We start from the raw sequence: 15,247 nt of genomic DNA on the forward strand, positions 1-15,247 counted from the left end.
AAACCGTATGGCGACCGCATCGCCCGCTTCTGATTTTGCTCCGGTGGCGTCTCAGGTCGCCGCCCCCGCCGCTACGCGCGATCCGCGGTTGGATTTCTATCGCGGCATCGCGATGTTCATCATCCTGATTGCCCATATTCCGAACGATCCGTGGGCCAAATGGATACCTGCCCGTTTTGGCTTTTCGGACGCAACCGAGATCTTCGTATTCTGTTCAGGCATGGCTTCGGCAATTGCTTTTGGGGGGGCGTTCATGCGCAAAGGCTGGTGGATGGGCACCGCACGCGTGAGCTTTCGCATCTGGCAGGTCTACTGGGCGCATATCTGCCTGTTCTTCTTTGTCGCGATGACAATGGCGGCCCTGAACCAGAGTGGGCTGTTCGAGAAAAACTATATCTCCTCTCTCAATCTACAGCATTTCTTCAACGATCCGGCGTCACAGATCGTCGGACTGTTCACCCTGACCTATGTGCCGAACTACTTCGATATTCTACCGATGTATCTGGTGGTACTGGCGATGATGCCCCTGTTTATGGGGCTATATCGGATCGGATTCTGGGCGGTCGCCATGGCCTCGGTCACGATCTGGCTCGTTGCACAATTCGACTACCTTGACCTGCCGGCCGAACCCTGGTCAGAGCGCCAGTGGTTCTTCAACCCATTCGGGTGGCAATTGCTGTTCTTCACCGGCTTTGCGTTCATGCGAGGTTGGATTCCAGCGCCGCCGGTGTCGAAAACTCTGATCTGGGCGGCAGCATTGTTTTTGATCTTCTCGATGCCGTTCGGCTCGTGGAAGGTATTCACTTGGATCAATGCAGCAGCCCCTGATCTGGCTGATGAGATTCGCAAGGTCTGGCCAGTGACCAAAGAATTTCGCGACAAGACCGACTTTGGTCTATTCCGATATCTGCATTTTCTGTCGCTTGCCTATCTGGGTTGGGTTATCGCCGGTGAGCATGGCCGTCGCCTGATAGCGACCGGTCATGGGGCAGCCGCAAAGGTCTGGCAGTTCCTGCTGACCATCATCACCAAAGTGGGTCAGCAATCGCTCGCGGTGTTCGTATTTTCTATGGCAGCAGCACGACTTATCGGCGTCGGACTGGACCTGAGTGGGCGGGATGTTGCCAGTGTGTTCATCGCCAACATGATTGGCTTTGCCATGATCATCGGCGTGGCTTATCTGGCCGCCTGGTTCAAGTCACAACCTTGGAAATCAAAGAAATGAACTTTACACGTCGCGCTTTTCTCGCCTCATCAACCGCTCTGGCCTTCGCCCCAGCGGCATATGCCACAGGTGGAGAGACCCCGTTCAGCCGAGACGACGTCATCGCAATGGCCCGCGACCTGGCCAACCGTGATTATGCCGAACGTGAGATGGTTCCGCAGGAGTGGCAGGACCTGACGTATCAGCAATACCGTTCAATACGGTTCCGGCTGGATCGCGCGCTCTGGTACGAGACCGAGACGCCCTTCAACGTCGATTTTTTCACGCCGGGCCTGTATTTTCCACGCACAGTGAAAGTATCGACCGTCGAGGACGGTATGACCAAGCCGGTCGCCTTTGATCTGGCCATGTTCGATAAGTCTGAAGACGTACCAGAGCTGCCCATTGACGACACGCTGGGCTTTTCAGGTCTACGCCTGCGTACTGAGATGCACCGCCCTGGCGAGACAGACGAGTTCTGCGTTTGGCAAGGGGCCAGCTATTTCCGCGCCATCGGTTTGCACGAAGTCTATGGCCTTTCGGCCAGAGGGCTCGCCTTGAAGACCGGCGATCCAGATGGCGAGGAGTTTCCCGAATTCATTCGTTTCTGGTTGGAGCGTCCAGAACCGGATCAACGTAACATGGTCGTTCATGCGCTCATGGACAGCCCCAGCGTTACAGGGGCCTACCGCTTCCACGTTACCGCCGGTTCAGATTGCGTGATGGATATTGAAGCCACCCTGTTCCCACGTACCGAACTGCCCCATGTCGGCATCGCGCCCGGCACATCTATGTTCCTGTTCGATCAGACCAATCACAGCCGTTTCGATGATTTTCGCCCCGCAGTGCACGACAGTGACGGGTTGATGATCCGCAACGGCGCAGGAGAGGTTCTGTGGCGCCCGCTTGCGAACCCGACTCGCCTGCAGATCTCGTCTTTTGTCGACACAAACCCCCGCGGCTTTGGTCTGATGCAACGCAAGCGCAATTTCTCGGACTATGCGGATCTTGAAGCCAATTATCACAAACGCCCAAGCTTGTGGGTCGAACCCAGCGAAGACTGGGGTAAAGGCACTGTCACGCTTGTCGAAATCCCAGCGGATCAGGAGATTTATGACAACATCGTCGCCTATTGGCGCCCGATGGAACCCTACGCAGCAGGCAGCCAGATTGATCTGTCCTATCGCCTGATCTGGGGCGAGGAACCGCAGCACACCCCTATGGCCCGCGTGATCAACACCGCGATGGGCGACAACACGTTCGGCGAGGGCCGTTTGGCTGTGATTGATTTCGAAGCCAGTGAGCTGCTTGACGATCCCGAGGCCATCACGGTGTTTGTCGACTCGCCCCATGCCGAAACTTCAGAAGGCGTTCTGCAGCGTAACCCAGACACGGGCGGGTTGCGGCTGGCGTTCTCATTCGAACCAGGCGAACGCAACCACGTGGAACTGCGCGCGCAGTTGCTGAAAGACAAACAACCAGCCTCTGAAGTCTGGCTTTACCGTTGGACCATATGAACCACGATCTTCATATCATGCCGCCCGAGGCCCCTCTAGCGATGCCAGCCCAGAACTTTGCGCAGGGATTCCGCGATGCGCAGGTACCTGCCGGGGGTCGAAATCCCTCTGTCGGGTTTTGGCGCGCGCTGGTCTTCTCACCTGCCATGGCGGCGGCTTTGGGTCTGCTCTGGGTCATGTCCGACTGGTTCAGCGCCGAAGGGATCAATCTGGTCGAAGGTATCCTGCTGACGCTAATCTCGTTCAATTTCTTCTGGATTTCCTTCACGGTCTGCACCGTACTGCTGGGCATGGTCTCGCTGTCCCGGCAAGAGCAGCCAAAGCGTGAAGGACGCTCGCAACCGTTGCGCGTGGCGCTTTTGACGCCTGTCTATAACGAGGTGCCGTGGAACGTGCTGGGGAACGCCCGTACGATGCTGGAAGACCTGCAGAAACGCGGTGGTCAGCACCACTATGCCATGTTCATTTTATCCGACACGCGCGACCCCGAGATCGCCGCGCAGGAACAGGCCAGCGTAGAGGCGTTGCGGACCACGCTGGCACCGGGGCTTGAACTCTATTATCGCCGCCGCCCCCAGAATACGGATCGCAAGGTCGGTAATATTGCCGATTGGGTCAGCCGCTGGGGCGCGGACTGGGATGCGATGTTGGTGCTGGATGCCGACAGCCTGATGACGGGTCGCGCGATCTCGCGCCTGACCGATGCGTTGGCCCGCGATCCCGGCGCAGGCCTGATCCAAAGCTATCCGCAGCTGATTGGCGCGCAATCGGTCTTTGCCCGGATGCAGCAGTTTGCCAACGGCGTCTATGGTATCGCCTTTGCCGAAGGCCTCGCGCGCTGGTGCGGGCAAGAAGGCAATTATTGGGGCCACAACGCCATCATTCGCACCTGTGCATTTGCTTCTAGCGCAGGTCTGCCCAAGTTGCGGTCGCTAAACGGACAAGACAAGCTGATCATGAGCCACGATTTCGTCGAGGCCGGATTGCTGCGCCGCGCAGGATGGGCCGTGCGCTTTCTGCCGCGCATACGCGGATCATATGAAGAAACGCCCCCCACCCTCATTGACCACGCAATGCGCGATCGCCGCTGGTGTCAGGGCAACCTGCAGCACCTGAAACTGCTGGGTTCGACCGGCTTCCGCGCAGTCTCGCGGTTCCATATGTTCCACGGAGCGGTCGGATATCTGATGTCGCCGCTATGGTTCGCACTTTTGGTGATGTGGGCCTTGATCGGTCAGGGCAAGGACGCCTCGGTCCTGCATTACTTCAGCCCGGACAATCCGCTGTTCCCGCAATGGCCAGAAATGTCCGAAACACGGCATGTGCTGATCATTCTGGTGATGTATGCGATGCTATTGGCGCCCAAGGTTTTGGGCGTCGCTGCCCTGCCCCTCAGCGGTGTGCGCTATTCCGATTTCGGCGGAGCGCGAAAATTCTTCACTTCATTTCTGTCCGAAGTCATCCTGTCGATCCTCTATGCCCCTATACTTATGGTGCAGCAGATGATTGCAGTGTTCCGCACCTCGTTGGGCATTCAAAAGGGCTGGTCCCCGCAAGCGCGCGATGGTGGCAGCTACGGGCTGCGCACGCTGATCCTGTGCCACAGCCTTGAGACTATCATCGGCGTCGCGCTTAGCGTTGGCATCCTCGCCGGTCTGGTCTCGGTCTGGCTGGCCCCGATTGCGATCAGCCTGGCACTGGCGATCCCATTGTCTGCGCTCAGCGGCGTATCGGCAGGCACCGCGCGCCGTATGGTTGGTATGCGCGAAGATGTCAGTGAGCCTGCAATTACACGCTCGGCCCGGCGCTATCGCGATGAGTTGAAGCGATTGATCGAAGGCAAAGGCGTGATCACACCGGCGGAATGATCACCCGCCGGGCAAGCCCTCGTACCAGTCCACCATCATATCAGCCCAGCCGTTTGGCACCGTATGGCCACCCGGGAACAGAGCAAATTCCAAGGCGCTGCCTTCGGCACACCCCATCCAGTTGCGACGCATAAACTGGCCCGTGGTAGAAAACCCGCTGGGCTTGGTATCGGCACACTCATTGGCGACCCGCCAGATTTCCAATCCGGCAAAGATATCGCCCTGGTGGAAACGGCCTCCGCCCAAAAGGCGGCCCTCCAGCGGCACCACATTGTCCGTCCAACCATGGGTGTGGAACATGCGTACCGGACCATCACAGCTTTCGGGATGTGGCCGCCAGAACCCGCCTGAAACCGGGACATAAGCAGAAAATGAATCCGGCGCAGCGCAGGCGAGGTAATAAACCATGAACGCGCCAGCCGAGAAGCCGCCCAGCACCACGCGATCCGGGTCGATATCAAACCGGTCGGCAGCGTCCTGCACTACTTCACGAAGAAACGCGGGTTCATCCCGACCTTCCCAACCGGGAAAGAAGTTCCAGCTTTTTCGGCCGTTTCTCTCGGACCCTTCCGGTGCCATCACCGCGTAGCCGCGCGCCAGCAACGGCTCGACCATGGATCGGTTCTTGAGCGTACCGGTGGCGCTGCCGCCATAGCCGTGCAGGAACACAACCAGCGGAGGGTTCTCCGCTTTCGGCAGTTCGATGTGATATCCGCCTGATGCGGTTTCGCACATCCCCTCGGTATCGCCACAAGCCGCAAGGCCGGGTTGCCCGGCAAAAACAAAGCACGCGGCCAACCAGTGTCTGACACTCATCCCGTTTCCTCTTCATAATCGTTGACAGGCAACCCAGCCCGCACCCAACCGGGCCCAGCCGCCGAACCCAGCATGCCCTCGGGCACGTCGATGATATTGGTAAATCCAGCCTCGGTCAGTCGATTGCTTAATCGGGCCGAGCGCACCCCGCGTGCACAGATCAGTGCGACAGGTGCAGATCGGTCCCCACCGAGCAGATGGTCCAAGGCCTGCACGAAATCCTCACGGCGCATGTCGAGCGGATGGGCTGCTTCGGCGACCCCGGTCGCCCGCCATTCGCGTGGGGTTCGGATATCGATAAGATGGATCGCGCCGTCGAGAGCCTGTTGATGGGCTGTGGCCGCCGCAATCTGACCACCAGCATAGGCCTGCGGGATCAGCCGGTATTCGCGGATTGCGAAACCCGCTGCAATGGCGGCCCCTCCGCCCAATAGGACCCATCTGCGGGTTCGGCGTTTCCCTTCTGCCATGCGGCACTCTCCTGCATTGTCAGATCGGTATTATCATATGGCAATTCGCGACGCTTTCAGGAAATCCAACCCTCAGATCAAGTTCGTGTCATAGTTACACAGGTGGATCACGTCCAATATGTGCGCTTTAGGACCTTTCGGAACCTTGCAATTTCCGGACAGTCAATAAATTATCCCTAGTAATTCAGCCATATTGACCGCACAGACCGGAGTATCGCACTTGTCCCTATTCCTTATCGCGGCCCTTCCCTTCCTCGGAGCTGTCTTTCCGGCCCTCCTGATCCGGGCAGGACGAAACGCAGCAGCATCAGCGGCTGGGTTGACCACCTTCCTCGCGTTGATGGGATTGCTGATCCACATTCCCAGCGTCATGCGCGGTGATGTTGTGACCGCGCGGTTCGACTGGATACCCGGACTTGGACTAAACGCGAACTTCATGCTGGACGGCCTGGGTTTTTTGTTCGCCCTGCTGATCCTGGGCATCGGTCTTCTGATCATCCTCTACGCACGATTCTACTTGTCGCGCGAGGATCCGATGGGGCAGTTCTATACCTATCTGCTGCTGTTTCAGGGCGCGATGGTGGGAATTGTTCTGTCCGACAATATCCTGCTTCTGCTAATATTCTGGGAACTTACGTCGCTCAGTTCATTCTTGCTGATTGGTTACTGGAAGCACTTGCCCGAGGGTCGTCAAGGCGCGCGTATGGCTTTGGCCGTGACCGGTTCGGGCGGGCTGGCGATGATCGCAGGGATGCTTATCCTCGGCAATATCGTGGGATCTTATGACCTGAGTGTCATTCTGCAGAACAAAGAGCTGATCCAGTCCTCGCCGTACTACCTTCCTGCGCTGATCCTGATCTTGCTTGGCTGTTTCACCAAATCGGCGCAATTCCCGTTCCATTTCTGGCTGCCGCACGCGATGGCGGCTCCGACGCCAGTGTCGGCCTATCTGCACTCGGCCACAATGGTGAAGGCAGGCCTGTTCCTGATGGCCCGGATGTGGCCGGTTCTGGCGGGTACGGATGCGTGGTTCTACATCGTCGCCACTACCGGTTTGATCACCATGCTGCTGGGTGCCGTGATTGCGCTGTTCAAGGATGACCTAAAGGCGCTGTTGGCGTTTTCGACGGTGTCCCATCTGGGTCTCGTGACGATGCTACTGGGCTTTGGCACGACGATCGCTGCTGTTGCAGCCGTCTTCCACATCATCAACCACGCGACGTTCAAGGCGGCCTTGTTCATGACCGCCGGGATCGTGGACCACGAGACCGGCACACGCGATGTCAAACGGCTGGGTGGTTTGCGGCATCTGATGCCGATCACGTTTACTATCGGCACCATCGCTGCCCTGTCGATGGCCGGTCTGCCACCGCTGAATGGTTTCCTCTCGAAAGAGATGATGCTGGAAGAGACGGTCCACACGACTTGGCTTAACTCGCCTTACTTGGTACCCGGCTTGGCGCTTTTGGCTGCGCTATTTTCAGCGGCCTACTCCTTTCGCTTTGTCAGCCATGTCTTCCTTGGGCCCGAGCGGGACGATTACCCCGCGCATCCGCATGACCCGCCTGTCGGTCTTTGGTTGGCGCCGGCGTTCCTTGTGGTGCTGGTTGTCCTGATCGGTCTTTATTCCGCAGCCATCGTTGGCCCGCTTGTCGCGGTTGTCTCCAGCGCGGTGATCGGGGGCGAGAAGCTGCCTTATTACTCGCTGAAACTGTGGCACGGCTTTACACCTGCGCTTTACATGTCGGTGGTCGCGACGCTGGGAGGCCTGTTCCTGCTGTCGTTGCACAAACGCGGCGACCAGATATGGAACGCCCTGCCCCGGCCCGAGGCAAAGGTGATCTTCGAGGCAATCATCGACGCGCTGACCCGTCTCAGCCGCTGGATTACGGACGAGCTGCATAATGGTGTGCTCAGCCGGTATGCGATCATCTTCGTGGCTTTTGTCGTTGGGCTTGGCTACTACGCCTACACCACCGGCACCATTGGCGTTGAAACACGCGTACCGCTTGAGGCTCAGGTCATCCCGATCATCGGCTGGATCTGTCTGGTGGGTGCGACGCTGGCGATCATGTGGTTCCACCGCAACCGTCTGCTTTCACTGGTGTTGATCGGGGTGGTTGGCCTGATCGTTTCGATGGCATTCAACTACCTTTCTGCCCCCGATCTGGCGCTGACACAGATTTCGGTCGAAGTGGTGACGATGATCCTGCTGTTGTTGTCGCTGAACTTTCTGCCGACCGACACACCCTGGGACAGCAGCGCGGCACGGCGTTGGCGTGATGCGGCAATTTCGGTGGTTGCCGGGATCGGCTCAGGCGCTTTGATCTATGCGCTGATGATGCGGGATTTTGCTTTCCCAACGATCTCGGAATTCCATCTGGCCAATTCGTACAAAGGTGGCGGTGGCACCAACGTCGTGAACGTGATCCTCGTCGACTTCCGGGGTTTTGATACCTTTGGCGAGATCATCGTGCTGGGCATCGCAGCCCTGATCATCTACGCCCTGACCGAAGCAGTGCTGAGCACCAATGTGCGCAGTTACCTGCTGAACCGTAAACCACATTGGCCGCAGTCGGGTGACTCTCACCCATTGATGATGGTGGTCGTCACCCGCGTGATGATGCCCATCGCTTTGATGGTCGGGGCCTATATCTTCTTCCGAGGCCACAACCAGCCCGGCGGCGGCTTCATCGCAGGCCTCATCGTCGCGATCGCCTTCCTGATGCAATATATGGCCAGTGGCTATACCTGGGCGATTGAACGGCAGCGGTTCTACTATCACGGCACCATCGGTTGGGGCGTTCTGATCGCCGCTGCCACTGGTCTGGGTGCATGGTTCAATGAACGCCCGTTCCTGACCAGCGATTTCGGTTATATCCACTGGCCCCCGCTGGAAGAATTCGAATGGGCCACCGCGATTCTGTTCGATACCGGCGTCTTCCTTGCGGTACTGGGCGCTGTGATGCTGGCGCTCGACAGCCTGTCGCGCTTCGCGTGGCAGCCGGGAATGGCACAAGAATTCCCGATGGATATCAACCCGCTGCGGGATAGCCCTCAGGATGAAGATAACGAGAAGGAGCAGGCCTGATGGAAGCGCTCGTAGCCTCTGCAGTCGGCGTCATGACCGCCGCCGGGATATTTCTGATCCTGCGCCGTCGTACATTCCCAGTCATTCTGGGCCTGTCCCTGATCACCTATGCGGTGAACGTGTTCCTATTCGCCACCGGGCGGCTGGCGCTGAACGCACCTGCCGTTCTGAACAAATATGAAGATGTCCCCTATACCGACCCGCTACCGCAGGCGCTGGTGTTGACGGCCATCGTGATCTCATTCGGGATGACGGCGGTGATCGTGATGATCTCGCTGTCTGCCTATCTGTCCTCGAAGGATGACCATATCGATATGAGCGCAAGCGATAGCGTGGACGCGCCGGGAGAAGACGCATGAACCATTGGATCGTCGCGCCGATCGTCCTGCCCGCGATCCTGGCCCCGTTTATCATTATGGTGTTGCGATATCATTTGGACCTTCAACGCATCTTCTCGGTCGCCGGCGTCGTGGGATTGCTGGGTATCGCCTTGACCATTACCGCTCAGGCATCGGGTGGCGAGGTTCAGGTCTATGAGCTCGGCAACTGGCCCGCACCGTTCGGCATCGTGATGGTGTTGGACAAACTTTCGGCCATGATGGTGTTGTTGACGGCCCTGCTGGCCCTGCCGGTTGTCCTTTATGCCATCGGCTCTGGCTGGGATGAGAGAGGCAAACACTTCCATGCTCTACTCCATTTTCAGCTAATGGGTGTCTGCGGTGCTTTTCTGACCGGCGATGCCTTCAACCTCTTTGTGTTTTTCGAGGTCCTGCTGATTGCCTCTTACGGCCTCATGACGCATGCAGGTGGCGCAGTGCGGTTGAAGGCCGGTGTTCAGTACGTCGCCTATAACCTGCTCGGCTCGACCTTGTTCCTGTTTGCCTTGGGCACGATCTATGCTGTGACCGGCACGCTCAACATGGCTGATCTGGCCGTTCGCGTGGCCGATATCCCACCCGAAGACACCGCCTTGCTGCGGGTTGGAGCAGTCTTGCTATTACTGGTTTTCTGTATCAAGGCTGCAGTCTTGCCACTGCATTTCTGGCTTCCTGCAAGCTACGCAAATGCGCCGCTGCCCGTTGCAGCGCTGTTCGCGATCATGACCAAAGTCGGTGCTTATTCGATCCTGCGGGTCTATACGCTGGTCTTTGGGCCCGATGTAGCCGCAACCGAAGGGCTAGTCGGTAGTTGGCTACAACCTGCAGCGCTGCTGACATTGGCCGTTGGCGCTATTGGCATTCTGGGCTCGCAACATATCGCGCGAATGGTGGCCTTTTGCGCCATCGCGTCGATGGGCACATTACTGATTGCGATCTCGTTGTTTAGCGAGGCCGCGACGGCGGCAGCACTCTACTATATCTTCCATTCGACGCTGGCGACGGCCCTGCTGTTCCTTGTCGCGGACATGGTAATGGAGCGCCGTGGCGGAGCCATAGCCCCTTCGACGCCGATGCCGCAATCCGGTCTGATCTCAGCCCTGTTCTTTGTCGGCGCCATCGCGATGGCTGGCATGCCGCCACTATCGGGTTTTGTGGGCAAGCTGCTGGTACTGGACGCCTCACGTGGCGCGCCCGATGCAAATGCGGTCTGGGCCGTGATCTTGATCGGGTCGTTCGTCACAATCGTGGGTCTGGCCCGCGCGGGAACGCTGATCTTCTGGAAAAGTCACGACGCCCTACATAATGTGACGCCTGAGCCAACCGACGAAGACAGCCTACCAACCGCGCCCGAGCCCTATCCGGGCCTCGCCTTTACTTCGGTGTTCGGGGCGGTTCTGGGACTTGTGCTGCTGACACTGTTTGCAGGTCCGGCGCTGCAATATGCCAGCAACACGGCCGTGCAACTGTTCGCGCCGGAAGATTACATTTCGGCCGTGCTGGGAGGGGAAGAATGATGAAGCTTCTGCACCGTATATTTCCGCATCCCCATCTGACCGCACTACTTACACTGGTGTGGGTGTTTCTGGCAAACACCGGGTCTTTGAACTCGGTGGTCTTTGGCCTGCTACTGGGCATCATCATTCCGTTTATCACTCAGCCCTATTGGCCGGATCGCCCGAAACTGCGCAATTGGCCGATGGTGGCGGAATACATGTTGGTTGTCTTATGGGATATCGTGATGGCCAATATCGCGGTGGCCCGGATCATCCTGTTCAAGCGCGATGCAGACCGCCAGCCAAGCTTTGTCAGCGTCCCGCTGGAACTGCGCACGCCCGAGGCCATCACAGTTCTGGCCGGAACCATCACCATGACCCCTGGCACCGTCAGTTGCGATTTGTCCGCACAAGGGCACTACCTGCTGGTTCATTGTCTGGATGCACCGAACCCCGAAGAGGTGCGCGACCAGATCAAACAACGCTATGAGCGCCGCCTGAAGGAGATTTTCGAATGATCACCTATGCGATCTACTTTGCTTTTGCCTGCTTCGGCGCTGCGATCATGATGTGCTTGTGGCGTATCATTACAGCCGACGGTGTCAGTACCCGTGTTCTGGCCCTAGATACAATGGTGATCAACACCATCGCTCTGCTTATCCTTTACGGCTTGAGTATCGAGACCGAAATCTTCTTTGAATCCGCCATGATCATCGCCATGCTCGGCTTTGTCTCAACCGTGGCTTATGCGCGCTTTATGCTGCGTGGCAATATCATCGAATGAGCGTGGCATGACCTTTATCTTCGAACTGCTCATCGCATTCTTCCTGATCGTATCGGGCATTTTCGGCTTTGTCGGATCATTCGGCATGATCAAGCTGAAAGACCCCATGTCCCGCCTACACGCACCCACCAAGGCAACTACGCTGGGCGTGGGCGGCGTCCTGCTAGCCTCGATCGCGCATTCGGTTTTGCTTGAGGGCAAACTGTCGATGCACGAGTTGTTGATCACGCTCTTTCTGTTCCTGACGGCTCCGATCACGGCCCTTTTCATTGCCAAATGGCACATTCATCGCCATGAAAAGCCCAGCGATCTGCCAGACGCAGGCGAGGATGAGCTTTGGGCCACCCACGCGGTCGAACAGGTCGAGGACGTCCCGGACCACAGTACGAACTGAGACCCATGCACACACCTCTGCTGCCCCTAACCCGCGATCTGGTTCTGATAGGCGGAGGACACACGCACGCGCTGCTACTGCGGAAATGGGGCATGAAACCGCTGTCCGGCGCGCGGGTTACGGTGATAAACCCCGGTCCTACCGCACCCTATTCGGGCATGTTGCCAGGATTTGTCGCGGGTCACTATCAGCGGTGGGAGCTTGATATTGATTTGGTGCGTCTGGCCCGCTTTGCCGGTGCGCGGGTGATACTGGGCGCAGTTGAAGGTATCGACCCGGACACACGCCAAATCCATGTGCCCGGACGCCCGCCGGTGGCGTTTGATGTGGCCTCGGTCAATGTCGGGATCACCTCGGATATGCCAGCATTGCCGGGATTCGCCGAGCATGCCGTTCCGGCCAAGCCGCTCGGCCTCTTCGCCGCGCAGTGGCAAAGCTATCTTTCAGGGACGGGCCGCGCCTCGGTCGCCGTGATCGGTGGTGGCGTTGCGGGAGTAGAGCTAGTCATGGCGATGGCCCATGCACTGCGTTCCAAAGGACGTGAAGCGCAGGTTACGTTGATCGACAGTGCAACAGCCCTGACAGCGACTGTCCCGAAGGCATCCGCTACCATCCGGCAGGCGATGGCGCACCTGGGGATCGAAGTTCTGGAAAACGCATCAATCCAGAAGATTTCTGCGGGCGAAATCGAGCTAACGGACGGTCGCCAGATACCGGCCGATTTCATCACCGGTGCTGCAGGCGCGCGGCCCTATGAGTGGATATCCAATACCGGCCTCGCGCTGCATGACGGTTTCATCAAAGTGAACGCGTCCCTGCAATCCAGCGATCCGGCGATTTTCGCCGCGGGAGATTGCGCCCATCTGTCCGAGAACCCGCGCCCCAAGGCAGGGGTCTACGCAGTGCGCGAGGCACCAATATTGTATGACAATTTGCGCGCCGCGCTAGGGTCTGGGAATATGCGGCGTTACGTGCCGCAGAAGGATTACCTGAAACTCATCTCTCTGGGTGGAAAATCCGCACTGGCCGAGCGATTGGGAACATCATTCAGCGGGCCGCTCATGTGGCAATGGAAAAACCATATCGATCAGAAGTTCATGTACCGGTTCCGTGAACTGCCCCAAATGCCCACCACCGCATTGCCCCGTCATCACGCAGCAGGGCTGCAAGAGGCGTTGGGAGAAAAACCAATGTGCGGCGGGTGTGGTGCAAAGGTGGGTCGAGGCGCTTTGCAGGCCGCATTGCAGGAGTTGCCGCAACTCGACAGGCCCGACATTACACCCCTGCCCGGTGACGATGCGGCGGTGCTGCTAACCGGTGGCACGCGACAGGCTATGACATCGGATCACTTACGCAGCTTCACCAACGATCCCGCCTTGATGACGCGTATCGCCGCTGTCCACGCGCTTGGTGATATCTGGGCAATGGGCGCTCGTCCGCAGGCTGCGACAGCAACGATCATCCTGCCGCGCATGTCAGCTGAGTTGCAGCAGCGCACAATGGCTGAGATCATGCATATTGCCAGCGACGTCATGCGCCAAGCCGGGGCTGAGATCGTCGGCGGCCATAGCTCAATGGGTGACGAAATGACCATCGGGTTCACTCTGACCGGGCTCTGTGATGCTGAACCGATCACGCTGGGTGGCGCAAAACCTAATGACGCTTTGATCCTGACAAAGCCGTTGGGCAGCGGTGTTTTGATGGCGGCCGAAATGGCGGGCAAGGCGGAAGGCGCCTGGGTCGCGGCAGCTTTCGCGCAAATGATACAGCCGCAGGGTGAGGCGTCCCGCATCCTGAAAAATGCCCATGCGATGACGGATGTCACCGGTTTTGGTCTGGCGGGTCACCTGCAAGGGGTATGCGAAGCATCTGGCTGCGGGGCAACCCTGTCTTTGGACGCGATTCCAGCTCTGGAAGGTGCGGCAGAGCTCAGTGATCAGGGCATTCGATCTACAATCTACACCGACAACCGTGCCATCGCCCCAGGCCTTCCGACCGGCGGCAAGGCGGATTTATTATTCGATCCTCAGACTGCGGGAGGTCTCTTGGCGGCCGTCGATGCCAACGAAGCCGAGCAAGTATGCTCGGAACTACGCGCCGCCGGTTACCCTGCCGCCCTGATTGGTCACATCGACGCTACATCGGGCCTGCGTGTTCAAAGCTGATCCAGAACATTCTTGATCCGAGCCACCGTCGCCGACAGCCCGGTATCATCAAGTGACGGTGCCTCAATCTGCGCGATCACTTCGGCACGCTGCGCCTTACGCGATTTGGCATAGGCCGGGTCGTAATGCTGTTCCATCAATGCCTGTGTCAGTCCACGCTTGTCGCCGGCATTGATCAATTCCAGCCAACCATCCACAACCTCATGACCGCGATGAATGCGCAGTGGAGACAATCGATCACGTAGCCGTTCGCTATCCGACAGGATGTCATCGTAGGCAGACACCAGATACGCGGTGCGCGCAGCAATCGGTGCTGTGATCTGGATGCGAGGTGCAGAACACAAGGCCGACCACAGGCTGGGCGGGAGGATCAGGTTTCCGATCTTGGATGATTCTGCTTCAACAACCACCGGACGCGCTGCATCCAGCTCGCCCAAGGAAGCGGCGAGCGCGGATTCGAAGGCTTTCTGACTGGGTTGCCCACCCGGCATTTCGCCCAACAATGAGCCTCGGTGATTGGCCAACCCTTCAAGGTCCAGCACTTGCGCGCCTTGCGCCTTTAGATGGCCCAACAGGTCTGTCTTGGCCGTCCCGGTATAACCATCCAGCGCGACTAATCGATATGGCAACACTTCATCATAGAGGAACTGCTTTACCAGTCGGCGATAGCTGCGATAGCCGCCTTCAACCACCTCGGCGCGCCAGCCGATTTGTTGCAACATCCAGGTAAATGATCCTGATCGCTGCCCGCCACGCCAGCAATAGACCAGCGGTTTCCAGTCGCCCTCATGATGGCTCAGGTGATCCTCGATATGGCCTGCCGCGTTGCGAAACACCAGCGCAGCACCCAGCTTGCGGGCCAGAAACGGGCTTTGCTGGACGTAGATAGTACCGACCCGTGCCCGTTCTTCATTGTTCAGAACCGGCAGATTGATAGCGCCCGGCATATGGTCTTCGGCGAACTCAGCCGGGCTACGCACGTCGATAATCGTATCAAACGTGTGGTTGTAGAATTGCTGCAGGCTGGAGACTTTCAAAACCATATCAACGGTCTATCCCGCATGG

13 protein-coding genes are annotated in these 15,247 nt (G+C 58.3%); 10 read left to right on the forward strand and 3 right to left on the reverse strand.

Features of this window, described 5'->3' with window-relative positions; translation table 11 throughout:
• Positions 1 to 7: 7 nt before the first annotated feature.
• The 3 genes from ACR0BT_RS09880 to mdoH are packed head-to-tail and all read left to right on the forward strand — an operon-like array spanning position 8 to position 4,589.
• On the forward strand, positions 8 to 1,225 hold the full coding sequence (locus ACR0BT_RS09880; protein WP_170594865.1) for an OpgC family protein: 1,218 nt from the start codon (positions 8 to 10) through the stop codon (positions 1,223 to 1,225).
• Positions 1,222 to 2,721: an OpgD/OpgG family glucan biosynthesis protein gene (locus ACR0BT_RS09885; RefSeq protein ID WP_480763056.1), complete on the forward strand. Its 1,500-nt coding sequence runs from the start codon at positions 1,222 to 1,224 to the stop codon at positions 2,719 to 2,721. Before ACR0BT_RS09880 ends, ACR0BT_RS09885 begins: the two co-directional genes overlap by 4 nt.
• Positions 2,718 to 4,589: a glucans biosynthesis glucosyltransferase MdoH gene (mdoH, locus tag ACR0BT_RS09890; protein ID WP_480763057.1), complete on the forward strand. Its 1,872-nt coding sequence runs from the start codon at positions 2,718 to 2,720 to the stop codon at positions 4,587 to 4,589. The genes ACR0BT_RS09885 and mdoH overlap by 4 nt, the downstream gene beginning before the upstream one ends.
• Here the strand turns inward: mdoH and ACR0BT_RS09895 are convergent, their stop codons facing one another.
• Positions 4,590 to 5,405: a PHB depolymerase family esterase gene (locus ACR0BT_RS09895; protein WP_170391879.1), complete on the reverse strand. Its 816-nt coding sequence runs from the start codon at positions 5,403 to 5,405 to the stop codon at positions 4,590 to 4,592. It abuts the gene before it with no gap.
• Positions 5,402 to 5,875 (reverse strand): rhodanese-like domain-containing protein, encoded by a 474-nt coding sequence (locus tag ACR0BT_RS09900; RefSeq protein ID WP_170401273.1) that lies wholly within the window; start codon positions 5,873 to 5,875, stop codon positions 5,402 to 5,404. Before ACR0BT_RS09900 ends, ACR0BT_RS09895 begins: the two co-directional genes overlap by 4 nt.
• Positions 5,876 to 6,095: 220 nt before the next feature.
• Between ACR0BT_RS09900 and ACR0BT_RS09905 the strand changes: the two genes are divergently transcribed.
• The 7 genes from ACR0BT_RS09905 to selD are packed head-to-tail and all read left to right on the forward strand — an operon-like array spanning position 6,096 to position 14,182.
• On the forward strand, positions 6,096 to 8,966 hold the full coding sequence (locus ACR0BT_RS09905) for a monovalent cation/H+ antiporter subunit A (RefSeq protein ID WP_170401275.1): 2,871 nt from the start codon (positions 6,096 to 6,098) through the stop codon (positions 8,964 to 8,966).
• Positions 8,966 to 9,325: a Na+/H+ antiporter subunit C gene (locus tag ACR0BT_RS09910; RefSeq protein ID WP_170391885.1), complete on the forward strand. Its 360-nt coding sequence runs from the start codon at positions 8,966 to 8,968 to the stop codon at positions 9,323 to 9,325. Before ACR0BT_RS09905 ends, ACR0BT_RS09910 begins: the two co-directional genes overlap by 1 nt.
• Complete coding sequence (locus ACR0BT_RS09915; RefSeq protein ID WP_480706646.1) at positions 9,322 to 10,860, forward strand: monovalent cation/H+ antiporter subunit D; 1,539 nt, start codon at positions 9,322 to 9,324, stop codon at positions 10,858 to 10,860. The genes ACR0BT_RS09910 and ACR0BT_RS09915 overlap by 4 nt, the downstream gene beginning before the upstream one ends.
• Complete coding sequence (locus ACR0BT_RS09920) at positions 10,860 to 11,357, forward strand: Na+/H+ antiporter subunit E (protein WP_170392908.1); 498 nt, start codon at positions 10,860 to 10,862, stop codon at positions 11,355 to 11,357. The genes ACR0BT_RS09915 and ACR0BT_RS09920 overlap by 1 nt, the downstream gene beginning before the upstream one ends.
• The gene (locus ACR0BT_RS09925; RefSeq protein WP_170563653.1) at positions 11,354 to 11,623 is read left to right on the forward strand and encodes a K+/H+ antiporter subunit F; all 270 of its coding nucleotides are present in this window, start codon (positions 11,354 to 11,356) and stop codon (positions 11,621 to 11,623) included. Before ACR0BT_RS09920 ends, ACR0BT_RS09925 begins: the two co-directional genes overlap by 4 nt.
• A 7-nt stretch (positions 11,624 to 11,630) precedes the next feature.
• A complete protein-coding gene (locus ACR0BT_RS09930) occupies positions 11,631 to 12,017 on the forward strand; it encodes a Na+/H+ antiporter subunit G (protein ID WP_170401276.1) in 387 nt (128 codons plus the stop codon).
• 5 nt (positions 12,018 to 12,022) lie between these two features.
• Entirely contained in the window at positions 12,023 to 14,182 is a 2,160-nt protein-coding gene (selD, locus tag ACR0BT_RS09935) for a selenide, water dikinase SelD (protein WP_480763058.1), read from the forward strand.
• Here selD and mnmH read toward each other — a convergent pair.
• Positions 14,173 to 15,225, reverse strand: coding sequence for a tRNA 2-selenouridine(34) synthase MnmH (gene mnmH, locus ACR0BT_RS09940; protein WP_170420915.1), 1,053 nt, complete (start codon positions 15,223 to 15,225; stop codon positions 14,173 to 14,175). The genes selD and mnmH overlap by 10 nt on opposite strands.
• Positions 15,226 to 15,247: the final 22 nt, after the last annotated feature.

This window comes from Ruegeria sp. CJ6 (assembly GCF_056536665.1).

Coding starts and splice junctions, on each gene's coding strand:
- mdoH (WP_480763057.1), top strand. CDS start 2,718: ATGAACCACGATCTTCATATCATGCCGCCCGAGGCCCCTCTAGCGATG.
- ACR0BT_RS09930 (WP_170401276.1), top strand. CDS start 11,631: ATGACCTTTATCTTCGAACTGCTCATCGCATTCTTCCTGATCGTATCG.
- ACR0BT_RS09895 (WP_170391879.1), bottom strand. CDS start 5,405: ATGAGTGTCAGACACTGGTTGGCCGCGTGCTTTGTTTTTGCCGGGCAA.
- ACR0BT_RS09900 (WP_170401273.1), bottom strand. CDS start 5,875: ATGGCAGAAGGGAAACGCCGAACCCGCAGATGGGTCCTATTGGGCGGA.
- mnmH (WP_170420915.1), bottom strand. CDS start 15,225: ATGGTTTTGAAAGTCTCCAGCCTGCAGCAATTCTACAACCACACGTTT.
- ACR0BT_RS09880 (WP_170594865.1), top strand. CDS start 8: ATGGCGACCGCATCGCCCGCTTCTGATTTTGCTCCGGTGGCGTCTCAG.
- ACR0BT_RS09925 (WP_170563653.1), top strand. CDS start 11,354: ATGATCACCTATGCGATCTACTTTGCTTTTGCCTGCTTCGGCGCTGCG.
- ACR0BT_RS09910 (WP_170391885.1), top strand. CDS start 8,966: ATGGAAGCGCTCGTAGCCTCTGCAGTCGGCGTCATGACCGCCGCCGGG.
- ACR0BT_RS09920 (WP_170392908.1), top strand. CDS start 10,860: ATGAAGCTTCTGCACCGTATATTTCCGCATCCCCATCTGACCGCACTA.
- ACR0BT_RS09885 (WP_480763056.1), top strand. CDS start 1,222: ATGAACTTTACACGTCGCGCTTTTCTCGCCTCATCAACCGCTCTGGCC.
- ACR0BT_RS09915 (WP_480706646.1), top strand. CDS start 9,322: ATGAACCATTGGATCGTCGCGCCGATCGTCCTGCCCGCGATCCTGGCC.
- selD (WP_480763058.1), top strand. CDS start 12,023: ATGCACACACCTCTGCTGCCCCTAACCCGCGATCTGGTTCTGATAGGC.